The sequence below is a fragment of the Kitasatospora sp. NPDC059973 genome (genome assembly GCF_042737525.1).
Classification (GTDB): domain Bacteria; phylum Actinomycetota; class Actinomycetes; order Streptomycetales; family Streptomycetaceae; genus Kitasatospora.
Genome location: NZ_JBHWUI010000139.1, coordinates 1 through 22,575, shown reverse-complemented (window position 1 = coordinate 22,575; position 22,575 = coordinate 1). Strand labels below are relative to the sequence as shown.

General features: G+C 74.9%; 14 protein-coding genes and 1 pseudogene. 11 read left to right on the top strand and 4 right to left on the bottom strand.

Features of this window, described 5'->3' with window-relative positions; all coding sequences use genetic code 11:
• Positions 1 to 262 (bottom strand): annotated as a pseudogene (locus tag ACFWA9_RS29685) (hypothetical protein); the annotation flags it as partial.
• A 252-nt stretch (positions 263 to 514) separates the two neighbouring features.
• Between ACFWA9_RS29685 and ACFWA9_RS29680 the strand changes: the two are divergent.
• A complete protein-coding gene (locus tag ACFWA9_RS29680; protein ID WP_380391047.1) occupies positions 515 to 2,452 on the top strand; it encodes a serine/threonine-protein kinase in 1,938 nt (645 codons plus the stop codon).
• 46 nt (positions 2,453 to 2,498) lie between these two features.
• Here the strand turns inward: ACFWA9_RS29680 and ACFWA9_RS29675 are convergent, their stop codons facing one another.
• Positions 2,499 to 3,047: an SHOCT domain-containing protein gene (locus ACFWA9_RS29675; RefSeq protein ID WP_352291282.1), complete on the bottom strand. Its 549-nt coding sequence runs from the start codon at positions 3,045 to 3,047 to the stop codon at positions 2,499 to 2,501.
• Positions 3,048 to 3,157: 110 nt separating this feature from the next.
• Between ACFWA9_RS29675 and ACFWA9_RS29670 the strand changes: the two genes are divergently transcribed.
• From ACFWA9_RS29670 to ACFWA9_RS29640, 7 genes are all read left to right on the top strand, one after another.
• A complete protein-coding gene (locus ACFWA9_RS29670; protein WP_352291281.1) occupies positions 3,158 to 4,258 on the top strand; it encodes a protein kinase in 1,101 nt (366 codons plus the stop codon).
• 159 nt (positions 4,259 to 4,417) lie between these two features.
• Positions 4,418 to 6,181, top strand: coding sequence for a protein kinase (locus tag ACFWA9_RS29665; RefSeq protein ID WP_380391043.1), 1,764 nt, complete (start codon positions 4,418 to 4,420; stop codon positions 6,179 to 6,181).
• 106 nt (positions 6,182 to 6,287) lie between these two features.
• A complete protein-coding gene (locus tag ACFWA9_RS29660) occupies positions 6,288 to 7,931 on the top strand; it encodes a succinic semialdehyde dehydrogenase (protein WP_329488071.1) in 1,644 nt (547 codons plus the stop codon).
• 100 nt (positions 7,932 to 8,031) lie between these two features.
• On the top strand, positions 8,032 to 9,834 hold the full coding sequence (locus ACFWA9_RS29655) for a GMC oxidoreductase (protein ID WP_380391040.1): 1,803 nt from the start codon (positions 8,032 to 8,034) through the stop codon (positions 9,832 to 9,834).
• A 304-nt stretch (positions 9,835 to 10,138) separates the two neighbouring features.
• Positions 10,139 to 11,677: a hypothetical protein gene (locus ACFWA9_RS29650; RefSeq protein ID WP_380391038.1), complete on the top strand. Its 1,539-nt coding sequence runs from the start codon at positions 10,139 to 10,141 to the stop codon at positions 11,675 to 11,677.
• Positions 11,678 to 12,834: 1,157 nt separating this feature from the next.
• Entirely contained in the window at positions 12,835 to 14,430 is a 1,596-nt protein-coding gene (gene guaA / locus ACFWA9_RS29645; RefSeq protein ID WP_329488065.1) for a glutamine-hydrolyzing GMP synthase, read from the top strand.
• 205 nt (positions 14,431 to 14,635) lie between these two features.
• Positions 14,636 to 15,685, top strand: a complete 1,050-nt coding sequence (locus ACFWA9_RS29640) for a Rieske 2Fe-2S domain-containing protein (protein WP_329488063.1) — start codon at positions 14,636 to 14,638, stop codon at positions 15,683 to 15,685.
• 29 nt (positions 15,686 to 15,714) lie between these two features.
• Here the strand turns inward: ACFWA9_RS29640 and ACFWA9_RS29635 are convergent, their stop codons facing one another.
• Both ACFWA9_RS29635 and ACFWA9_RS29630 read right to left on the bottom strand, forming a co-directional pair.
• Complete coding sequence (locus tag ACFWA9_RS29635) at positions 15,715 to 15,936, bottom strand: hypothetical protein (RefSeq protein ID WP_352291277.1); 222 nt, start codon at positions 15,934 to 15,936, stop codon at positions 15,715 to 15,717.
• Positions 15,933 to 17,372, bottom strand: a complete 1,440-nt coding sequence (locus ACFWA9_RS29630) for a PspC domain-containing protein (protein ID WP_380391035.1) — start codon at positions 17,370 to 17,372, stop codon at positions 15,933 to 15,935. Before ACFWA9_RS29630 ends, ACFWA9_RS29635 begins: the two co-directional genes overlap by 4 nt.
• Positions 17,373 to 17,634: 262 nt before the next feature.
• On the opposite strand from ACFWA9_RS29630, the gene ACFWA9_RS29625 reads away from it, so the two are divergent.
• The 3 genes from ACFWA9_RS29625 to pcrA all read left to right on the top strand — a co-directional run bounded on the left by ACFWA9_RS29625 (position 17,635) and on the right by pcrA (position 22,420).
• Positions 17,635 to 18,981, top strand: a complete 1,347-nt coding sequence (locus tag ACFWA9_RS29625) for a PspC domain-containing protein (protein ID WP_329492133.1) — start codon at positions 17,635 to 17,637, stop codon at positions 18,979 to 18,981.
• Entirely contained in the window at positions 18,974 to 19,672 is a 699-nt protein-coding gene (locus tag ACFWA9_RS29620; RefSeq protein WP_329488057.1) for a response regulator transcription factor, read from the top strand. The genes ACFWA9_RS29625 and ACFWA9_RS29620 overlap by 8 nt, the downstream gene beginning before the upstream one ends.
• Before the next feature lie 117 nt (positions 19,673 to 19,789).
• The gene (gene pcrA / locus ACFWA9_RS29615) at positions 19,790 to 22,420 is read left to right on the top strand and encodes a DNA helicase PcrA (RefSeq protein WP_352291275.1); all 2,631 of its coding nucleotides are present in this window, start codon (positions 19,790 to 19,792) and stop codon (positions 22,418 to 22,420) included.
• Positions 22,421 to 22,575: the final 155 nt, after the last annotated feature.

Genomic DNA, 22,575 nt, shown 5'->3' with positions numbered 1-22,575 from the left:
GGGCGAGACCGTAGGCCAGCGCGCCGGCCAGCATCGCGGCGACCGCGAGGGCGATCGCGACGGCGGTGCGGCCGCCCCGGCGCCGCCGGCCCTGCGGGGCGGGCTCGGGCGCGGGGGCCGGGTGGTAACCGGCCACCGGGGCCCCGGGCATGCCCGGGGCGGCATAGCCCTCGGGGGTCTCCGGTTCCGGTGCGACGGAGTAGTGCGTGGCCGTACGCGGCCGGTCCGACCGGCCGTCAGTGCCCGGTGCGGGTGCGGTCATGGGCGTCGAATCCCCCCGGGAAAGACGGTGAGCTGCCGAACGCTAACAGCGCCCGGGGGCGGCCGGACAGAGTTTTCGATCACAGATCGGGCACGGAGCGCCGGGGCCGTTCCGGTCCGTCACCAGGCTGGCCGGGGGCCGGGTGGTCGCGGGCCCTCGGGACAGGGGATGATGGAGGCTTGGCGTTCGGGCCCGCGCCGGGCCGACGCGCCGTCACCTCGACCGCCAGCAGCACATGGGGGAACGTTCCGAATGACCCAGGCGCAGGGCTCCACCGGCCGCCTCCTGGCCGGACGCTACCGGCTGGACGCGGTGCTCGGGCGCGGCGGCATGGGCACCGTGTGGCGTGCCGAGGACGAGATGCTGGGCCGGATCGTCGCGGTCAAGGAACTGCGGATGAACGGCAGCGTCGACGAGGACGAGAAGCACCGGCTGATCGTCCGGACACTGCGCGAGGCCAAGGCCACCGCCCGGATCCGGCACAGCTCGGCCGTCACCGTCTTCGACGTCGTCGAGGAGGACGACCGGCCGTGGATCGTCATGGAGCTGGTGGAGTCCCGCTCGCTGGCGGACGTGATCAAGGAGGACGGGCCGCTGTCGCCCGGCCGGGCCGCCGAGATCGCGCTGGACGTGCTGGGGGTGCTCGTCGCCGCGCACGCGCACGGCATCCTGCACCGTGACGTGAAGCCGTCCAACGTGCTGATCGGCGAGGACGGCCGGGTGGTGCTCACCGACTTCGGCATCGCCAGCGTGGAGGGCGACGCCTCGGTGACCTCGACCGGCATGCTGGTCGGCGCGCCCTCGTACATATCCCCGGAGCGGGCCCGCGGGCAGAAGCCCGGGCCGCCGGCCGACCTCTGGTCGCTGGGCGGCACGCTGTACGCGATGGTCGAGGGCCGGCCGCCGTACGACCGGGGCTCGGCGCTCGCCACCCTGACGGCGGTGATGACGGAGGAGCTCGGCACGCCGTTCAACGCCGGGCCGCTGCGGCCGGTCATCGAGGGGCTGCTGGCGAAGGACCCGGCCGAGCGGCTGGACGCCTCGCAGACCCGCTCGCTGCTCAAGCGGGTGGTGGCCGACGCGACCACCCGGGCGGAGTCGACCACCGAGCACGCGATGCCGGTGAAGGCGGCCGCCGGGGAGCCCGCGGCCGACGAAGCAGCGGGAGGCGACTCCGAGGGCGGCGCCACGGCGAAGCCGACGGGCGGGGAGACCCCCCGGCGCACGATCGGCGGGCTGCTCGGCACCGTCCGGGTGGGCAGCCGGGCCAAGGATGCCGAGCCCGCCGAGGACACCGCGAAGCCCGCCGCCGGGGCCGCCGCCGCGCCCGCGGCGGAGCCGATCCGGCCGGTGACCAGCGAGTGGACCCTCGGGGCGACCCAGGCCGCCGGCGCCGATCCGCGCAAGGGCCGGCGGCGGCTCGCCGTGGTGACCGTCGTGGTGGTGCTGCTGCTGATCGCCGGGGCGGTGGCGATGGTCCGGGCCTTCGGCGACGCCGACGGCGGCGCGGCCAACGGCGCGGGCGCCACCTCCCCGCCCGCCGTGACCGGTTCCTCGGCACCCGACACTCCGGCGGCCGCTACCGCGGGGCCCGGCAGCGCCGCGCCCGGTACGCCGGCGCCGGGGGCACCGGCCGCGACGACCCCGGCCGGGAGCGGGGCGGCTCCGGCCGAGACCACTCCGGCCGCCGTGCCCGCGACCCAGCCCGCCGCCGTGCCGCCCGCCCCGGCGGCTCCCGGCGCGGCGGTGCCCGCCGGGTACCACGAGTACAAGGACCCGACCGGCTTCTCGATCGTCCTGCCGGACTGGCTGCAGCCCGCCGGCTCGGAGTCCATCCGCCGGGTCTTCAAGGGCAACGGCAGCACGCTGAAGATCGAGTGGACCACCACCCCGGGCCCGAGCGCGGTCGCCGACTGGCAGGAGTCCGAGCCGGGGCTGCGCGCCCAGGTCAGCAACTACCAGCGGGTGCAGCTGCAGGCCATCACCTACCGGGACTGGGCCAACTCCGCCGACTGGGAGTGGACCAACGGCACGCCCAGGATGCACTCGCTCAACCGGGGCTTCGTGACCGGCACTCCGGCCAAGTACGGGTACTCGATCTACTGGATCACCCCGGACGCGGACTGGGGCACGCCGGCGAGCGTGCAGGCCCGTCAGGTCGCCTTCGACACCTTCCAGCCCGCGCCGTAGGCGGCTCCGCCGGCCGGGCCCGAGGCCGGGCCCCGGCCGGCGGTGGTCAGCCGATCAGGCGCTGCTTGGCGCGGCTGAACTCCTCGTCGGTGAGCGCCCCCGCGGTGTGCAGGGCGGTCAGCCGCTCCAACTGGTCCAGCAGCTCGGTGCCGGAGGCGGCCGGCGCGACGGCCGGGGCGCCGGCGGGTGCGGCCGGGGCCTTCGCCGCGGCCTCGCGGACCAGCCGGGCGGTGGCCCGGATCTGCTCGGCGAACACCTCGGCCTTGACCACGTCCTCGAAGCGGTGCGAGCCGGTGAGCGCGACCACCAGCAGCACCTCGCCGTTGAGCCTGCTCCGGTTGACGGTCGCGTCCGTCACCGCGGAGAGCGGAACCGGGACGGGCGGCTTGCCGTCCTTCAGGAAGAGCAGCCGCTGGGTGGTGAGGACCAGTACGCCCTTGCGGAAGTGGTCGGGGTGGCGCCCGGCCGTGGAGGCGACCGGCTTCTCGTCGGGCACGACGTTCGCCTCGACGGTGCGCAGGGCCTCGGCCCGGTTGTCACGGTTGCTGTTGCCGGCCACGTCGAAGGCCGCGTCGATCAGATCGGTCCAGTCCATGGAACGAGCGTAATGCGGTCGTCGACGCGGCCCGTTGGGCCGGTCGCCGCGCACCCGGCGAGGTTCGGCCGGTCAGGGCCTAGGCTGGGCGGTGAGCGAGAGGAACACCCATGCGAGCGGGTCCGGGTCAGGTACTGGCGGGGCGTTACCGACTGACGGACCGTCCGGAGGCGCTGCGGGCACTCGCGGTGGACGAGCGGACGGGAGCCACCGTCCTGCTGCGCGCGCTGGAGCTTCCCGCGCTGCTGACGAGCGGTCACGACCCGGACGATCCGGACGGCCCCATGCCCGAGCAGAGCGAGCGGCTGGTCCGTCGGGTGGCCGAGGTCGGTTCGGCCGCGCCCGTGCACCCGAGGCTGCTGCAGGGCGTCGGCGCGTTCGTCGAGGGTGACCTGCTCCGGACGGTCGAGGAGTGGCCGGCCGGGGTGCTGCTGGCCGACCTGGCCGCCGCCGGACCGGTCGCGCCGTACCGGGCGGCCGAGTTGGCGGCGGACCTGGCCGGCGCGCTGCGGGCGCTGCACGAGGCCGGGCTCACGCACGGCAACCTGACCGCCGAGTCCGTCCTGGTCTGCGAGGACGGTGCGGCCCTGCTGGGCGGGCTGCTCCCGGGGGTGGCGGAGGAGGCGCTGGCGGAGGAGCTGGGCGGGCCCGGCGGCCGCCGCCGGTACGAGGTCCGGGCCACCCTGGTCGGTGCGGTGGCGGAGCGCTGGCCGCTGGACGGCGGCCCGGCCGGGGACTGCTGGGCGCTGGGCGTGCTGCTGCACCGGCTGGTGACGGGCCGCTCGCCGTACCCCGACCAGGGGGTGCCCGAGTTGGTGACCGCGGTGCGCGACGGCCGGCGGGAGCCGTCGACGGTCTGCGGGCCGCTGGCGCCACTGGTCGAGCGGCTGCTGCAGCCCGACCCGGCGCTGCGGCCGGGGGCGGCGGGCATCCGGCGGGAGCTGGCGGACCTGTTGGCGGGTGCCCCGGAGCCGGTCGACGAGGAGCGCGCGGCCCGGGCGCTCGAACTCCGGCCGGAGGGACCGCTGGTACCGCTGAACCCGCGCCGGCGCGGCCGCGGCGCCCCGCGCCCGGAGGCGGCGCCCGACGCCGGTCCGCCGCCCGCCCGGAAGCCGTTGCTGCCACCCGCCCTGCTGGGCCCGGTCCTGGTCGGCGGGGTGTTCCTGCTGCTGGTGCTCGGGGTGGCCGCCGTGGTGATGTTCGCAGGCTGACGGTGCCCGCCGGGCCGCCCCCGTCCCTCCTGCGGCCGGGGGAGGTTACCGGGGGCCGGGCGGTGCGCCTAGGGTGTGCCGTGAGAGCTGTTCGAAATGTGGTCTGTACCGGGCCCTCCGTCGCGGTGACGGCAGGTGGAGGAGGGGGAGCGGTCGCCGATGGGCGTGCAGGACCGGCCGGGGACGGCCGAGGGTGAGCGGCTGCTGGCCGGGCGCTACGAGCTGGGCGACCGGCTCGGCCGGGGCGGCATGGGCACGGTCTGGCGGGCCTGGGACCGGATGCTGGACCGCGAGGTCGCGGTCAAGGAGCTGACCGTCAGCCACCTCCCCGAGGAGGAACTGCAGATCCTGAACGCCCGGATGAAGCGCGAGGCCAGCGCCGCCGCCCGGATCAAGCACCCCGGCGTGATCACCGTCCACGACGTGCTGGAGCAGGACGGCAAGCCGTGGATCGTGATGGAGCTGGTCGACGGCCGCTCGCTGGCCGATGTGATCAGCCAGGACGGCACCCTCTCGCCGCGCGCCGCCGCCGAGGTCGGCGGCCAGGTGCTGGCCGCGCTGCACCGCGGGCACCAGCTGGGCGTGCTGCACCGGGACGTGAAGCCGGCCAACGTGCTGCTGGAGCGCGGCACCGGGCGGGTGGTGCTGCTGGACTTCGGCATCGCGACCTTCGAGGGCTCGACCGAGCTGACCCGCCCGGGCGACCTGGTCGGCTCGCCGGACTACCTCGCGCCGGAGCGCGCCCAGGGCGAGCGGCCGGGCCCGGCCTCCGACCTGTGGGGCCTCGGGGCGACGCTGTACGCGGCCGTGGAGGGCGACTCGCCGTTTCGCCGGACCTCGCCGCTGACCACGCTGGCCGCGGTGGTCGGCGAGCCGCTGCCGGAGCCGAGGCGGGCCGGGGCGCTGGGGCCGGTGCTGGCCGCGCTGATGGCCAAGGACCCGGCCGAGCGGCCGAGCGCGGACGAGGCGGCCCGGATGCTGGCCGAGGTGAAGGCCGGGCACACCATGGGCTTCAAGCCCGTCGCGCCGGTCAAGACGCCCACCCAGTCGGTGCCGGTGGTCGACCGCACCGACGGGCCGGCCGGGCCGGTCCCGGTCGTCGACTCCGAGGGGCCGACCGCGCCGCAGCCGCCGGTACAGGCCGCGGTGGACGCCGAGCGGCCGGGCACGGGGCCGCTGGGGCCCGCCGGACCGGCCGTGCTGTCCGGGGCGCATGCCGCCACGCCCCTGTCGGGAGCGCACGCCGCCACGCCCACGCCGGGAGCGCACTCCGTTTCGCCCGCGCGTGGCCCGGCCAGGCGCCGGGCCGTGCTGCGGGTCGCCGCGATCGCCCTGACCGTCGCGGTGGTGGCCGCCGGGGCGACCTTCCTCGCGACCCGTGACCGGGGAGCCCCGGAGCCCGGTCCCTCCCCGACCGCCACCGGCTCCGGGACGCCGCAGCCCACCGCGTCCGGCGACACCGATCCCCCGCCCACCGGCTACCGCTGGGTGGACGACCCGGCGGGCTTCCGGTTCCCGCTGCCGGTGGCCACCCCGGCCTGGCAGCGCAGCACCGACACCGCGAACCAGATCTTCTACAGCCCGGACAACAAGACCCACTACCTCCAGTTCGCCGTCACCGTCGGCCAGTCGGTCAAGCCGCTGGAGCACCTGCGGCAGATGGAGACCACGGTCTCGAAGCTGAAGGAGTACCGCCAGCACAAGCTGACCAGCGTCCTGGTGAACGGCCACGACGCGGCGGTCTGGGAGTTCAGCTACGCGGCCAAGGAGGGCGGCCGGCGGCGGGCGATAGAGGCGGAGTTCATCGACCGCGACGGGACCGGCTACGCCATCTACCTCTCCAGCCCGGACACGGACAAGGACTGGCCGGAGGGGGAGCAGCGGTTCAACGCGGTGCTCAAGGACTTCACGCCCACCCGCTGAGCCGTCGCCGCACCGGGTCGGCGGGCTCCCGGCCGCGCAGCGGCGCGCCGACATTCTTGTTACCGACGGGTACCGAACCGGCCGCCGAGCGCCTAGGCTGCGCCCCATGACGGACCTCACAGCAGATGCCACGGTCTCCGAGCAGCCCGGCGCCGGCGCCGCGGACCGCAACCCCGCCGCCCCCGGCGGCGGCCGTACCGTCGCCGCGGCCGTTCCGCCCTCCCTGGTCACCCGCCTCGCCGCCGGGGTCACCGCGGCGGGCGAGCCGGACCTGGTGGAGACCGTCGCCCCGCTGACCGGTGAGCCGCTGGCCGCCCTGCCGCGCTCGACCCCGGCCGACGTCGAGGTCGCCTACGAGCTGGCCCGGCGCGCCCAGCCGGTCTGGGCCGCGCTGCCGGTCCGCCGCCGCGCCGCCGTCCTGCTGCGCTTCCACGACCTGCTGCTCAAGCGCCAGGACGAGGTCCTGGACCTCATCCAGGCGGAGACCGGCAAGGCCCGGCTGCACGCCTTCGAGGAGGTGCTGGCCGTCGCCATGGCGGCCCGGCACTACGGGCGCGCCGCGCACGGGTACCTGCGCGACAAGCGGCACGGCGGGGCGCTGCCGGTGCTCACCCGGGCGGTCGAGGCCCGCCGCGCCAAGGGCGTGATCGGGCACATCTCGCCCTGGAACTACCCGCTGGAGCTGTCCATCGGCGACGCGCTGCCCGCCTTCGTGGCGGGCAACGCGGTGGTCAACAAGCCGGACACGCAGACCGCGCTGACCGCGCTCTGGGCCCGCGAGCTGCTGATCGAGGCCGGGCTGCCGGCCGACCTGTGGCAGATCGTGATCGGTGACGGCCCGGTGGTCGGGCCGGCCGTCGTCGAGCACGCCGACTACGTCTCGTTCACCGGCTCCACCCGCACCGGCCGCGAGGTCGCCCAGCGCGCCGCCGCCCGGCTGGTCGGCGCCTCGCTCGAACTCGGCGGCAAGAACGCCATGCTGGTGCTCGCCGACGCCGACCTCGACCGGGCCGCCGAGGGCGCCGTCCGGGCCTGCTTCTCCTCCGCCGGCCAGCTCTGCATCTCGATCGAGCGGCTGCTGGTGCACCGCTCGGTGGCCGACGCGTTCCTGGCGAAGTTCGCCGCGCGCACCCGTGCGCTGCGGCTCGGCGGCGGCCTCGCCTACGGCGCGGACATGGGGTCGCTGGTCTCGGTGCGACAGCTGGACGCCACCACCCGGCACGTGGAGGAGGCGGTCAAGGCCGGCGCCACGGTGGTGGCCGGCGGCCGCGCCCGGCCGGACCTCGGCCCGTTCTTCCACGAGCCGACCATCCTGGACGGGGTCACCCCGGAGATGGCGGTCTGCTCCGAGGAGACCTTCGGCCCGGTGGTCTCGGTGTACCGCTTCGACACCGAGGACGAGGCGGTGGCCATCGCCAACTCCACGCCGTACGGGCTCAACTCCAGCGTCTGGACGAAGGACGGCCGGCGCGGCCGGGCGATCGCGGCGCGGCTGCGTACCGGCACGGTCAACGTCAACGAGGGCTACGCGGCGGCGTACGGCTCGGTCGGCTCGCCGATGGGCGGGATGGGCGAGTCCGGGCTCGGCCGGCGGCACGGTGCCGAGGGCATCCTGCGGTTCACCGAGGCGCAGACCATCGCCAGCCAGCGGGTGATGCCGCTCGCGCCCGCCTTCGGCCTGGACGACCGGCAGTTCGCCGCGGTGTTCACCGGCGGGCTGCGGGTCCTGAAGGCGCTGCGGTTCAAGTAGTCCCCTCCAGTCCGGCCGAAGGGCCGGACCGACCGGCGGAGCCGCCCGGCCCGGGCGCCCGGCCCCGAAGTCCGTTCGTATCCCGAAGGAGCAGTGGCACATGGTGGCGTCCCGCGACGAGGCGGACTTCGACTACGACGTGGTCGTGATCGGCTCGGGCTTCGGTGGTTCGGTCTCCGCGCTGCGGCTGACCGAGAAGGGCTACCGGGTCGCCGTCCTGGAGGCCGGGCGGCGCTTCGAGCGCGACGAACTGCCCCGGAACTCCTGGGACCTCGCCAAGTACCTGTGGGCGCCCAGGCTCGGCCTGTACGGCATCCAGCGGATCCACCTGCTGGCCAATGTGATGATCCTGGCGGGCGCCGGGGTCGGCGGCGGCTCGCTGAACTACGCGAACACCCTGTACGTGCCGCCGAAGGCGTTCTTCGAGGACCGCCAGTGGCGCCACATCACGGACTGGCAGGAGGAGTTGGCGCCGTTCTACGACCAGGCGCAGCGGATGCTCGGGGTCCGGCTCAACCCGACCGTCACCCCGTCCGACGTCCATCTGAAGGCGGCCGCCGAGAAGATGGGCGTCGGGGACACCTTCCACCTGGCCCCGGTCGGGGTCTTCTTCGGCGACGGGAAGGACTCCGACGGCGCGGTCGGGGCGGCGCCCGGCGAGGAGGTGGCCGATCCGTACTTCGGCGGGGCCGGCCCGGCCCGGCGGGCCTGCGTGGAGTGCGGCGAGTGCATGACCGGGTGCCGGCACGGGGCCAAGAACATGCTCACCGAGAACTACCTGTACCTGGCCGAGCGCGGTGGCGCCGAGATCCACCCGCTCACCACGGTGGCCCGGATCCGCGAGCACGGCGAGGGCTTCGCGGTGGACGTCCGCCGGACCGACGCCCGCTCCACGACGGACCGGGTCAAGGCGGGCGCGCGCACGATCACCGCCGCCCGGGTGGTGGTCGCGGCCGGCACCTACGGCACCCAGTCGCTGCTGCACCGGATGCGCGACGGCGGCCACCTGCCGCGGCTCTCCGCCCGGCTCGGCGAGCTGACCCGGACGAACTCCGAGGCGCTGGTCGGCGCCCAGACGACCGACCGGCGCTACGGCAGCCGGGCGGACTTCACCAAGGGCGTCGCGATCACCTCCTCGATCCACCCGGACGCGAACACCCACATCGAGCCGGTGCGCTACGGCAAGGGCTCCAACGCGATGGGCGCGCTGTCCATCATGCAGGTCAAGGGCGGCGGGAAGGGCCCCCGCTGGCTGCGCTACCTGGGCACGGCGGCCCGCCACCCGGTGACCTTCGCGCGGTCGATGAACCAGCACCGCTGGTCGGAGAAGACCATCATCGGTCTGGTGATGCAGTCGCTGGACAACTCGATCACCGTCTCGCTGAAGACCAAGGGCCTCGGCAAGGGCCAGCTGACCTCCACCCAGGGCCACGGCGCGCCCAACCCGAGCTGGATCCCGGCGGCCGAGCAGGGCGCCCAGGCGCTGGCCGCCGAGATCAACGGGTTCGCGGGCAGCACCGTCGGCGAGATCTTCGACATCCCGATGACCGCCCACTTCCTCGGCGGCTGCCCGATCGGCGACTCCGCCGAGACCGGCGTGGTCGACCCGTACCACCGGCTCCACGGCCACCCCGGGATCAGCGTGGTGGACGGTTCCGCGGTCTCCGCCAACCTCGGGGTGAACCCCTCGCTGACGATCACCGCGCAGGCCGAGCGGGCCATGTCGATGTGGCCCAACAAGGGCGAGGCGGACGGCCGCCCGGCTCCGGGCGAGGCCTACCGGCGGGTCGCGGCGGTGGCGCCGGTGCGTCCGGCCGTGCCGGCCGAGGCCTTCGGTGCGCTGCGACTGCCGCTGCTCGCCGTTCCGGTGGTGCCCAAGAAGCTTGACCCGGAAGCCTCCTGACGCTCCGCCGGTCCGCTGGGCAGCCGTGGCCGGCGCCGGTTGACAGCCGTCCGGGCACGATGGGATAAACGGGCTCCCTGGGGGGACCAGGGAGCAACCGTTCACGGGGGGTTCGGGGTCCATGGCCATCTGCGCATCGTGCGGCGCGGCTTCGGGGGAGGGGGCGCTCGGCTGTGCCTCGTGCGGGCGGCCGCTCATGCCGCCGCCCCCGCCGCCGCCCGCCCCGCCCGCGGCACCGCCCGCCGGGTTCACGCCTCCGCCGCCCGCCGCACCACCGGCCCCGCCCGCCTTCGCGCCGCCGGCGGTGGGCAGTTGGGGCACCGGCCGGCCCTACGACCCGGCCACCGCGCGCCCGGCCGTCCTGCGGGGGCTGACCGGCGCGGACTGGCGGCCGGCGTTCAAGGTGATGGTCGCGCCGACCGCGGTGCTGTTCCTGGCGGCGCTGATCGCGGCGGTCCCGGACGACTACACCTTCTTCTACCTGTTCCGGGCGCCGTCCTTCGGCGAGCGCTTCGGTGGTGCGCTGGCCCTCGCGCTGGCCGCCCTCGGCGCGCCGTTCGAGTTGGGCTTCACCGGCGGGGGCCGGTACGGGGACGGTGGCGGCGAGGCGCTCGTCCGGGCGGTGCCGATGACGGTCACCGCGCTCTGGCTGCTCGCGCTCTGGATCGGTCTGCGGGCCGCCGCGCGCCGGCGCCAGGCCGGTACCGGTGAGCAGTGGACCAGCCGGCAGGCGGCCGCCGAGGCGCTGCGGACCGCGGTGGCCGCGGCGGCGGTGACCCTGCTGATCGGCCTGGTCGCCGGCGCCGACTGGCACCCGGGGACCTCCGGCGGCCGGTTCGACGTGGACGACTACGCCGGCTCGTTGGGCGGTGTGACGTACTCGGCCGACTCCGGCTGGCTCCAGGCGGTCGGCTGGACGGCGCTGCTGGCCGGGCTGGTGGCGTTCGCCGTCCACGGGACGGACGCGCTGCGCTGGGCGGCCTGGCGCAACCGGGCGGTACGCGGCTGGGCGGTGGCCGCGCTGGCGGCGGGCCGTGCGCTGACGATGACGATCGGCCTCGCCTCGCTCGTCGGCTTCGTGCTGATCGCCGTCCAGGGCGAGGGCGGCGAGGCCGGCGCCTCGCTGGCCGTGCTCCCGAACGTCGGTCTGCTGCTGCTCGGCCTGGGGTCGGCGGCGACGCTGAAGGTGGGCAGCGGCGGTAGCCCCTCCACCGCGGACCCGGACTGGGAGTCCGGCCCGCGTGACAACGGCGAGTTCTCCTTCTTCGACCTGCACGGGGAGAGCGCCGACTGGCGGTGGACCGGCCTGCTCGCGCTGGCCGCGGTGGCCTTCCTCGGGTGGACGGCGTACCGGCGGCGGCTGGACGCGGCCGACCGGCTCCGGCTGGCGGTGGTGTACGCGGCGGGGCTCAGCCTGCTGATGGCGATCGCCGGCGCGGTGGTCTCGACGAGTTCCACCACGACGTACTCCGGGCGGCAGCGGGAGTTCGGCGCCGAGTACGCGGTGGGGCTGGCCTTCGCCACCGTGCTGGCGGTCAATGTGGTCTGGGCGGCGGTCGGCGCGCTGGCGGTGCCGCCCTTGCTGGCGGCCACGGGCGGCGGCCGGGCCCAGGCGGTGCCCGGCGCGGCGCCGCAGGACGCGCCGTACCAGGGGGCGCCCGCCCCGGACCGCGCGCCGCAGGAGGCGGGGATCGCGCCGGAACCCGGCGTGCGGCCGGGGGTGAGCGAGGTGATCGGCTCGCACGAGGAGCCGCCGGCGATGCCGTCCGGCGGGGTGCCGCCCGCGCGGTCGCCGGGCGAGGACGACCCGGTCGACCCGAGCGTCTGGCGCAAGCAGCAGTAGCGGTCGAGGGGCGCGTGGCCAGCAGCCGCGCGCCCCTCACGCGTCCGTGCGGCTCGGCCGACCGCCGCCGGAACGCGGTCGCGGGCGGGCAGCGGTGGCGTGGTCGGCAGCGGTGGCGCGGCCGGAGCGGTGCGGAACCGGGCGCTCCGTCCCCGAACAGGGCAAAGGGCCCCGCGGGGGAACGGGGCCCTTTGTCGCTCAGCACTCGGCGTCAGGGCTGCGCCGGTGCTGGGGGTGACGGCGCCGGGGGAGGAGCGCCGTCGCGTCGAATGGCTTCTGGGTGGTGCCGGCGCGGCACCGGCATGAGGTGGGCCGGTCGCGCAGGGCGGGTACGCACGCGGCGGGGCGGGCCGGCGCGCATGCCTGCACCGGACTCTCGCTCACGGAGCGTGAGGTGACAATCGTTGCCATCGCGGGTCTCGGAGGCATCGGGACGGCACTCCGCGGGGGGCCTTCGGCTGCCGGGAGAACCTCTTCCAAGCAGCATCGTGCTGGACGAAGGGCTTGCTCTGCAACCGATTCGGCATGATTCGGCACAGTCCATTTTCGTCCCGGCCGGGGCGCGGCGGCCGTTCGGACCGGCTCGGCGGTCCGCCGGGAGGCACGGGGCGGGCGCTGTCGATGATCACCGTGCGTAGTGGTGGTGCTGCAGCGCACAGGGAAGCGCACGGTGGCGCGGGGACGGTGAACGGTGCGCGCCCGGGGCGCGCCGGGGTGCGGCGGCCGGTACCCGGGCGTCCCCGGGGCCGGCCGCCCCACCTCCTTGGGTGTCCAGTCACGGCCGGGGTCGCTGTCCCCTGCTGGCCGGCCGCTGCACCCGCGCGCGGTCCCACGGCGCAGCGCTCCCGGCGGGGCCGGGACAGCGGCTGCGCCACGCGCGCCGGTGGACTGGGATGAGCTCCACGCGTGGTCCTGCTAGTCCGCACGGCGGCGCCCCTGCCGGGGCGGAGGCGGCGCACCTGGCGGGCGCGGCGCGGTCGTGCGTTCGTCAGATGCAACGAAGCGGCCGCCCGGCCGGTCACGGTCTCCTGGACGTGCAGACGAGTGAAACCGGCCAGCCCGGTAGACTCGTGCCCAGACCCCCGCCCGTCGCCGCCGCCGTCCCTCCGGGGGCGTGCTCCGCGACACCTCTAGATACCGCTGCCGGAAGGCCGTCCGTGTCCTCTGCTATTCCCGACCAGTCCGCGCCCGAGACCGACACCGTCCTGGTCGTCGACTTCGGTGCCCAGTACGCCCAGCTCATCGCCCGTCGGGTGCGTGAGGCCCGGGTCTACAGCGAGATCGTGCCGAGCAGCATGCCGGTCGCGGAGATGCTCGCCAAGAACCCGAAGGCGATCATCCTCTCCGGTGGTCCCTCGTCGGTCTACGAGCAGGGCGCGCCGCAGCTCGACCGCGCGATCTTCGAGGCCGGGGTGCCGGTCTTCGGCATGTGCTACGGCTTCCAGCTGATGGCCAAGACGCTCGGCGGCACCGTCGACAACAGCGGTGCGCGTGAGTACGGCCGCACCCCGCTGACGGTCTCCCGCACCGGCTCGACCCTGTTCGAGGGCGTCCCGGCGCAGCACTCGGTGTGGATGTCGCACGGCGACGCCTGCTCCGCCGCGCCCGAGGGCTTCACCGTCACCGCCTCCACCGGGGTGGTCCCGGTCGCGGCCTTCGAGAACGACGAGGCCCGCCTCTACGGCGTGCAGTACCACCCCGAGGTGCTGCACTCCGACCACGGCCAGCAGATCCTGGAGCACTTCCTCTACCGCGGCGCCGGCATCGCGCCGACCTGGACCACCGGCAACGTGGTCGACGAGCAGGTCGCGCTGATCCGCGCCCAGGTCGGCGACAAGCGCGCCATCTGCGGCCTCTCCGGCGGCGTGGACTCCGCGGTCGCGGCCGCCCTGGTCAACAAGGCCATCGGCACCAAGCTGACCTGCGTCTACGTCGACCACGGCCTGATGCGCAAGGGCGAGACCGAGCAGGTCGAGAAGGACTTCGTCGCGGCCACCGGTGTGCAGCTGAAGGTCGTCGACGCGCAGGAGCGCTTCCTGAACGCGCTGAAGGGCGTCAGCGACCCGGAGGAGAAGCGCAAGATCATCGGCCGGGAGTTCATCCGGGTCTTCGAGCAGGCCCAGGCCGAGATCGTGGCCGAGGCCGGCGAGCACGGCGAGTCCGTGGACTTCCTGGTCCAGGGCACCCTGTACCCGGACGTGGTGGAGTCCGGCGGCGGTACCGGCACCGCCAACATCAAGTCCCACCACAACGTCGGCGGCCTGCCCGAGGACCTGCAGTTCCAGCTGGTCGAGCCGCTGCGCAAGCTCTTCAAGGACGAGGTCCGGATGGTCGGCCAGGAGCTCGGCCTGCCGGAGGAGATCGTCCAGCGCCAGCCGTTCCCGGGCCCCGGCCTGGGCATCCGGATCGTCGGCGAGGTCACCAAGGAGCGCCTGGACCTGCTCCGCGAGGCCGACGCGATCGCCCGCGAGGAGCTGACCGCGGCCGGCCTGGACCGCGAGATCTGGCAGTGCCCGGTGGTGCTGCTCGCGGACGTCCGCAGCGTCGGCGTCCAGGGCGACGGCCGGACGTACGGCCACCCGATCGTGCTGCGCCCGGTCTCCTCCGAGGACGCCATGACGGCGGACTGGTCGCGCCTGCCGTACGACGTGCTGGCGAAGATCTCCACCCGGATCACCAACGAGGTCGCCGACGTGAACCGCGTGGTGCTGGACTGCACCAGCAAGCCGCCGGGCACCATCGAGTGGGAGTAGGCACTCTCCGCCGGCCCTGAACCGGCATTGAACGGCCGCGCCGTCGTTCCCGTACACAAGGGAGCGACGGCGCGGCCGTTCGCGGTGGCGGACCGGGGCACCGGGCGCCCGCCGGGTGGGATCTCCCACCGAAAGCGCTCACGAGCGTGCAGAATGCGGACCGGACCTGTCAGGTGATGGCGGGCCGTGAAGGAAGGTGTGAGGGATGTCGGAGGCCAGCAGCTCCGTGGCGACCAGCAGCTCCACGGCGGCGGGCGACTCCACGGTGACCGGCGCGGTGGCGGCGGGCGGCGGCAGGGCCGGGCGACTGGCCCAGCGCAAGGCGGCCGCCTCCCGGTACGCGCTGCTGCCGCTGCGGATCTTCCTGGGCGTCACCTTCGTCTACGCGGCGCTGGACAAGCTCGCCGACTCGCACTACCTGGCCGGCGCCGGCGACCCGGCGTCGTTCGTCTCGCAGACCCAGGCGGCCAAGGGCTCCAGCCCGATCTCGTTCCTGCTCGGAGCCGCGCTCGACGCGCCGACCCTGTTCGCGCTCGCCGTCGCCTTCGGCGAGCTGGCGGTCGGCCTCGGCACCCTGCTCGGCCTCTGGGGCCGGGTCGCGGCGCTCGGCGGCGCGCTGATCAACCTGAGCCTCTGGCTGACCGTCAGCTGGAACGTCTCGCCGTACTACCTCGGCAACGACCTGGCCTACCTGATGGCCTGGACCCCGCTGGTGCTGGCCGGCACCCCGTACCTCTCGCTGGACGGCTACCTGGCCCGGCGGGCCGCCCGGGACCGCGAGCGCGGGCTGCGCGAGCAGCACGTCCGGCGGCGGGCCCTGATGGACGGCGGGATCGCGGCCGTCGCGATCGGCGGCGCCGGGCTGCTCACCGGCTCGCTGACCGCCACCTTCGGCCGGGACAAGAAGGCCGTCGGCCCCTCGGCCGCGCCGGCGCCCGCCGGACCGCCCGTCTCGGTGGACGCCGCGAGCGTCCCGGTCGGCGGCTCGGCCCAGGTCAAGGACCCGGCCACCGGTGACGCGGTCTACATCGTCCAGCCCAAGGCCGGCCAGTACTGCGGGCTCTCCTCGATCTGCACGCACTCCGGCTGCGCGGTCGACGCGCCGAAGAACGGCCAGTTCTACTGCCCGTGCCACGGCTCCCGGTTCGACGCGGCCACCGGCGCGGTGGTCAACGGCCCGGCCACCAAGCCGCTGCCCCGGTACGGGGTCACCAAGGACGGCGACAAGCTGAACCTCGGGCCGCTGCAGAGCTGAGCCGCGCGGCCCCCGCCGGGGCGCGCCCGTCAGGGCGCGTCCTGGTCCCGCGGCTCCGGACGGCCGCGCCGCACCGCCGCCGCGACCGCCCCGGCCAGCCCGCCGACGCCGAGCACGATGAAGGTCACCGGGATGACGATCCGGCCGTTCACGGAGACGTCGTTGATCGCCGCCACCAGGTAGAGCACCGCGATCACGGTGAACAGGCCTCCCGCGATCAGCGAGAACGGGTCGAGCTGGTGCTTCCTCACGACTGGACCACCTTGATGTCGCCGAGCCCGACCCTCAGCGAGAGGACGAGCGTGCCCTTGGATGCCTGACCGTCCACCGGGTGCAGTTGGAAGCTGCGGGAGCTGTTGCCGCTGACCTCGTCCGACCCGGGCACCTTGACGTTGCCCAGCCCGACCTTGGTGTCCAGGCTCACCGTCACGTCCGGCGGCACCACCACGGTGAGCTGCCCCGCGCCGAGGTCGACGGTGCTGTGCAGGGTGGCACCGGCCGGGTCCAGCCCGCTGAGGTCCAGCCGGCCGTTGCCGAGTCCGAGCGTGTACCGGTCGTCCAGGTCGCCCGCCGAGACGACCGTCCAGTCGCGGTCGCCGACGGCGTTCTGGACCGAGAACGACGAGCCGTGGGTGAACGCCAGCGCCAGGGTGAGCAGCAGGCCCGGGACGACCAGCCGGCGGGCCCGGCCGAACTTGGCGCCCACCAGCAGGGTCAGCCCGACCACCAGCAGCGCGGTGGCCAGTACCGTGCCGGTCACCACCTCGGCGCCGCCGTGGGCGGAGGCCGACCAGACCGCGCTGGCCGCGCCGACCGCCAGGAGCAGCCCGATCAGGCCGAGCGGCGAGCGCTCGTGCCGGCGGTGCACCACCACCGGCCGCGGCGGCGCCGGGGCGGCCGGACCGCCCTTGCGCAGCGGGTCGCCCTCGGGCAGGTCGGGGCGCTGCCACCAGGGCTGCGCGGGGCCGCCGGGAGGAGGCGTGGCGGTTGCGCCGTACGGGTTGCGCTCGGGGTGGCGGGGGTCCCACAGGTAGCCGCTCGGGCCCGCGTGCGGGGTGTCGGCCGGCACCGTGCCGGATGCCCGCTCCCGGGCGTGCCGCTCGCGGGCCCGCTCGCCCTCGTCGGTGCGCGGCCAGGAGTGGTCGGCGGCGGCCGATTCGGCCTCCGGGAACCACCGGTCGTACGGGCCGTGCCGCCGGTCCCGGCCGCGCCGGCGCCCGCGCAGCCGGCCGTGGCGCCGCTCCGGGTCGTAGCGGACCGCCAGGAAGACCAGGGCCCCGAGCAGCAGCAGCGGGAACATGGTGTCCCCGTCGCCCATCGAGGCGAAGAAGACGCCGGTGCCGATCACGGTCAGCAGCACCGCGCCGATCGACTGGCCGTCCACCCGGCCGGTGAGCACCCGCTGGAGCTCGGTGCGGCCGCCCTTGCTGCCGCCCCGGCCGTCCGGGACCGGCTCGGTCGGGATGATCAGCCAGGCCAGCCCGTACAGGAAGAGCCCGAGGCCGCCGGAGAGGCAGAGCACGACCGTCACCACCCGGAAGACCACCGGGTCGATGTCCAGGTGCCGGCCCAGGCCGCCGCAGACCCCGGCCACCACGCGGTGGTGCTCGGTGCGGTTCAGCGGCGGGCGGTCGGGTGCCGGCGGGGCGCTCGCCCCGGTCTCCTGGATGCGGTGGTCCTCGGTCATGCCCACCATCCTGGTGGCTCCGGCGGCGCCGCCCAACCGGTGCGAGCCCTGTCCGTACCCTGACTTGTCCCTGAGAGGGATGGGGGCTCCACCCTGATGCGCCCGGGCCCGCGTGCGTGGAACCATCGGTGCCGTGGCAGCACCCGGTACCGATCCCCGCCCCCTCGTCCCCGACCCCGCGTCGGCGGCCGTCGCCGACCCGGCCGTGCCCGGCAGCGAGCGCCCGCCGTACCGGCGGCTCTACCGGAGCCCCCAGGGCCGGATGCTCGGCGGCGTCGCGCACGGGCTCGCGGTGCACCTCGGGCTGCCGGTCGCCTGGGTCCGGGTCGCCTTCGTGCTGCTCTTCTTCGCGCAGGGGATCGGCGCACTGCTGTACGCGGCGTTCTGGTTCGTGGTGCCGATCGGCATCGGCGAGCCCGCGCAGCGCGGCGGCGCGCACTGGGTCTACGTCAACGGCGCCTTCGTGCCGGCCGGCTCCTGGCAGGCCTCCGGGGCGTCGGGGGCGGAGCTGAGCAAGGGTCGGCGGGGCTGGATCGGCCGGCTGCGCGAACTGCTGCAGCACGCGCTGCAGGGCGAGCCCGCCACGGCGGTGGCCGAACCGGGCGGGGAGCCCGCCCCGGGGCGGGCCGGGCGGCGCCAGGGCGGTCTGGGGCAGCTCGCCGCGCTGGTCATGGTGGTGATCGGGCTGATCGCCCTGCTGAACGCGCTCGGCGTGCAGACCGCCCGGCCGTACACCTGGCCGCTGCTGGCGATCGGCGTCGGTGTCGCGCTGGTCTGGCGGCAGGCCGACGACTCCCGCTGGCAGCGCTGGTTCGGCCTGGAGGAGGGCGAGAAGCGGCGCGGGGCCTACACCCGGGTCGGCGGCGGTGTGCTGCTGGTGGTGGCCGGCACCATCGCCTTCCTCGCCATGCAGGGCAGCGGCTCCACGCTCGGTTCGGTGGTGGAGGCCTCGCTGGCGGTGCTGGCCGGCGTCCTGGTGCTGGTGGGCCCGTACGCGCTGCGGATGTGGCAGGACCTCGGCGCCGAGCGGACCGCCCGCATCCGCGCGCAGGAGCGCGCCGAGATCGCGGCCCACGTCCACGACTCGGTGCTGCACACCCTGACCCTGATCCAGCGCCGGGCCGAGGACCCGAAGGAGGTGCTGCGGCTCGCCCGGGCCCAGGAGCGCGAGCTGCGGCTCTGGCTCTACCGCCCGGAGGCGGTCGCCGAGGACGCGCCGGACACCATGGCGGAGAGCCTGCGCGCGGTGGTCGCCGAGGTCGAGGACCGGCACGGCGTCCCGGTCGAGCTGGTCGTGGTCGGCGACTGCCCGATGGACGAGCGGATCGCCGCGCAGATGCAGGCCGCGAGGGAGGCGACGGTCAACGCGGCCAAGTACGGTGGCGGGGGACCGGTCCAGGTCTACGCCGAGGTGGAGGGAGAGACGGTGTCGGTGTTCGTACGCGACCACGGCCCCGGCTTCGACCCCGACACGGTGCCCGAGGACCGGATGGGTGTCCGCGAGTCGATCATCGGCCGGATGAAGCGCAACGGCGGCACCGCACGGGTGCGGCCCGCGCCGGACGGCGGCACCGAGGTCGAGCTGGAGATGGAGAGAACGAATGACTGACGCAGCGCCGACGGGAGGGACCCCGGCCGAGGGCGGGGGGAGGGTCGCGCGGGTCGTACTGGTCGACGACCACCGGATGTTCCGGACGGGGGTGCGGGCCGAGATCGGGCGCACCGAGGTCACCGGCATCGACGTGGTCGGCGAGGCCGACGACGTGGAGTCGGCGGTCCGCGTGGTCGCCGAGACCAGGCCCGACGTGGTGCTGCTCGACGTCCACCTGCCGGGCGGCGGCGGGGTCGAGGTGCTGCGCCGCTCGGCCGGGCTGATGGGCGAGCAGGTGAAGTTCCTGGCGCTGTCCGTCTCGGACGCCGCCGAGGACGTCATCGGCGTGATCCGCGGCGGGGCCCGCGGCTACGTCACCAAGACGATCACCGGCACGGACCTGGTCAACGCCGTCTTCCGGATCGCCGACGGCGACGCGGTGTTCTCGCCGCGGCTGGCCGGCTTCGTGCTGGACGCCTTCGCCGCCACGGACACCCCGCCGGTGGACGAGGACCTCGACCGGCTGACCCAGCGCGAGCGCGAGGTGCTGCGGCTGATCGCGCGCGGCTACGCGTACAAGGAGATCGCGAAGCAGCTGTTCATCTCGGTGAAGACGGTGGAGAGCCACGTCTCGGCCGTGCTGCGCAAGCTCCAGCTGAGCAACCGGCACGAGCTGACCCGGTGGGCCACCGCCCGCCGCCTGGTCTGACGGCCCTCGCGACGCCGCTCGCGCCAGGGCCGACGGCCCTCGCGAGGCCGCCCGCCCGGCCCGGATTCCTCCGGGCCGGGCGGGCTTGTCAGTGCGGGGCCATAGACTCGGAGTGCCATGAGTAGCCTCTTTGACGACCTCCCGCTCCCCGGTTTCGAGGCCCCCGCCGCCGGGTCGAAGCAGCAGCCCGCCGCCGCCCCGACGACGCAGGAGCCGCCGCCGTTCGAGGACGACGTCCCGTACGACGCGTACGAGGAGGCGATCCCCGAGGGGCTGTTCCAGACCGACCACGCGGCCCAGGCCGAGCGGGACGCCTTCTACCGCAACGGCGCCGCCCGCCCGGTGGTGGACCCGGCCCAGCTGCTGGAGGGGATGAACGACCCGCAGCGCGAGGCGGTCCTGCACGCGGGCTCGCCGCTGCTCATCGTGGCCGGCGCCGGCTCCGGCAAGACGCGCGTGCTGACCCACCGGATCGCCCACCTGCTGGGCGCCCGCGGGGTGCAGCCGGGCGAGATCCTGGCGATCACCTTCACCAACAAGGCGGCCGGCGAGATGCGCGAGCGCGTCGAGCAGCTGGTCGGGCCGCGGGCCCGGGCGATGTGGGTGTCCACCTTCCACAGCGCCTGCGTGCGGATCCTGCGCCGGGAGAGCAAGCTCCTCGGCTTCACGTCCTCGTTCTCGATCTACGACTCGGCCGACTCCCAGCGGCTGATGTCCCTGGTCTGCCGGGACCTCGACCTGGACCCGAAGCAGTTCCCGCCGAAGTCCTTCACGGCCAAGGTCAGCAACCTCAAGAACGAGCTGATCGACGAGGAGACGTACGCCGACCAGGCGGCCAACCCGATGGAGAAGAAGCTGGCCGAGGCCTACTTCCTCTACCAGCGGCGGCTGCGCGAGGCCAACGCGCTCGACTTCGACGACATCATCATGACGACGGTGAACCTGCTCCAGGCCTTCCCCGACGTCGCGGAGCACTACCGGCGGCGGTTCCGGCACATCCTGGTCGACGAGTACCAGGACACCAACCACGCCCAGTACATGCTGGTCCGGGAGCTCAGCGGGGGCTCCGCCGCGGCCGCGCCGAAGCGCACCGTGGACGGCGACTACGTCGACCCGGCCGCCGGACGGCTGGCCGAGGTGCCGCCGGCCGAGCTGTGCGTGGTCGGTGACGCGGACCAGTCGATCTACGCCTTCCGCGGTGCGACGATCCGCAACATCCTCCAGTTCGAGGAGGACTACCCGAACGCGACCACGATCCTGCTGGAGCAGAACTACCGCTCCACGCAGACCATCCTGAGCGCCGCCAACGCCGTCATCGAGCGGAACACCAGCCGCCGCGAGAAGAAGCTCTGGACGGCCGGTGACCACGGCGAGAAGGTCGTCGGCTACGTCGCGGACGACGAGCACGGCGAGGCCCAGTTCATCGCCGACGAGATCGACCGGCTGACCGACCGGGGCGACGCCAAGCCCGGCGACGTCGCGATCTTCTACCGGACCAACGCCCAGTCCCGGGTGTTCGAGGAGGTGTTCATCCGGGTCGGCCTGCCGTACAAGGTGGTCGGCGGGGTGCGCTTCTACGAGCGCAAGGAGGTCCGGGACGTCCTGGCGTACCTGCGGGTGCTCTCCAACCCGGAGGACACCGTGCCGCTGCGCCGGATCCTCAACGTGCCCAAGCGCGGCATCGGCGAGCGGGCCGAGGCGATGATCGACGCGCTCGCCGGGCGCGAGCGGATCTCCTTCGCGCAGGCGCTCCAGCGGGTCGACGAGGCGTACGGCATGGCCGCCCGCTCGGCGAACGCGGTGAAGAAGTTCAACGCGCTGATGGCCGGGCTGCGGCAGGTCGTCGAGTCGGGTGCCGGGCCCGCCGCGGTGCTGGAGGCGGTGCTGGAGGAGACGGGCTACCTCGCCGAGCTGCAGTCCTCCACGGACCCGCAGGACGAGACGCGGGTGGAGAACCTCCAGGAGCTGGCCTCCGTCGCCCTGGAGTACGAGCAGGACCCGGGCGAGCGGCCCGACGCGGGGGAGGACGACGCGCCGCCGGTCGGCTCGCTGGCCGACTTCCTGGAGCGGGTCGCGCTCGTCGCGGACTCGGACCAGATCCCGGACGAGGACGAGGAGGGCCGGGGCGTCATCACGATGATGACCCTGCACACCGCCAAGGGGCTGGAGTTCCCGGTGGTCTTCCTGACCGGCATGGAGGACGGCATCTTCCCGCACATGCGGGCGCTCAACCAGGTCAAGGAGCTGGAGGAGGAGCGCCGGCTCGCGTACGTCGGCCTCACCCGGGCGCGGGAGCGGCTCTACCTGACGCGTTCGGTGCTGCGCAGTGCCTGGGGGCAGCCCTCGTACAACCCGGCCTCGCGGTTCCTGGAGGAGATCCCGGAGACGCTGGTGGAGTGGAAGCGGACGGGCGCGGCGTCGGTGCCGGCCTCGCGCGGGTACTCCTCGGGGTCGTCCTGGGGCGGGAAGTCCGCCGGTTCGGGCGGCTCCTCCCGGGGCGCGTCGCGCGGTGCGGCGACGGCCTCGCCGAAGGCGGGCTGGGGGCAGTCGGCCCGGCGGGCCGGTACGGCGGTCGAGCGGGAGGTCGTGGCCCTGGCAGTGGGGGACCGCGTCACCCACGACACCTTCGGCCTGGGCACCGTGGTGGCCACCGCCGGTGTCGGCGACAAGGCGCAGGCCACGGTGGACTTCGGGACGGAGGGGCGCAAGCAGCTGCTGCTGCGGTACGCGCCGGTGGAGAAGCTGTAGGGCCCGGCGGCGGGGGGCCCCGGGGGCCCCCCCGGGCCGGGGGCGGGGGGGGGCCCACCCCCCCCTGGGCCCGGGGGCCCCCCCCCTGGGCCCGGGCGGCCCCCGGGGGGGCCCCGCCCCTCCGCCGCCTGTGTCCGGCCGTCCGGGCTCTGCTC

Excerpts from the sequence above, each read along its gene's own strand:
- ACFWA9_RS29655 (WP_380391040.1), top strand. The coding sequence starts at position 8,032 with ATGGTGGCGTCCCGCGACGAGGCGGACTTCGACTACGACGTGGTCGTG.
- ACFWA9_RS29670 (WP_352291281.1), top strand. The coding sequence starts at position 3,158 with ATGCGAGCGGGTCCGGGTCAGGTACTGGCGGGGCGTTACCGACTGACG.
- pcrA (WP_352291275.1), top strand. The coding sequence starts at position 19,790 with ATGAGTAGCCTCTTTGACGACCTCCCGCTCCCCGGTTTCGAGGCCCCC.
- ACFWA9_RS29620 (WP_329488057.1), top strand. The coding sequence starts at position 18,974 with ATGACTGACGCAGCGCCGACGGGAGGGACCCCGGCCGAGGGCGGGGGG.
- ACFWA9_RS29625 (WP_329492133.1), top strand. The coding sequence starts at position 17,635 with ATGCTCGGCGGCGTCGCGCACGGGCTCGCGGTGCACCTCGGGCTGCCG.
- ACFWA9_RS29640 (WP_329488063.1), top strand. The coding sequence starts at position 14,636 with ATGTCGGAGGCCAGCAGCTCCGTGGCGACCAGCAGCTCCACGGCGGCG.
- ACFWA9_RS29675 (WP_352291282.1), bottom strand. The coding sequence starts at position 3,047 with ATGGACTGGACCGATCTGATCGACGCGGCCTTCGACGTGGCCGGCAAC.
- ACFWA9_RS29630 (WP_380391035.1), bottom strand. The coding sequence starts at position 17,372 with ATGACCGAGGACCACCGCATCCAGGAGACCGGGGCGAGCGCCCCGCCG.
- ACFWA9_RS29665 (WP_380391043.1), top strand. The coding sequence starts at position 4,418 with ATGGGCGTGCAGGACCGGCCGGGGACGGCCGAGGGTGAGCGGCTGCTG.
- ACFWA9_RS29680 (WP_380391047.1), top strand. The coding sequence starts at position 515 with ATGACCCAGGCGCAGGGCTCCACCGGCCGCCTCCTGGCCGGACGCTAC.
- ACFWA9_RS29660 (WP_329488071.1), top strand. The coding sequence starts at position 6,288 with ATGACGGACCTCACAGCAGATGCCACGGTCTCCGAGCAGCCCGGCGCC.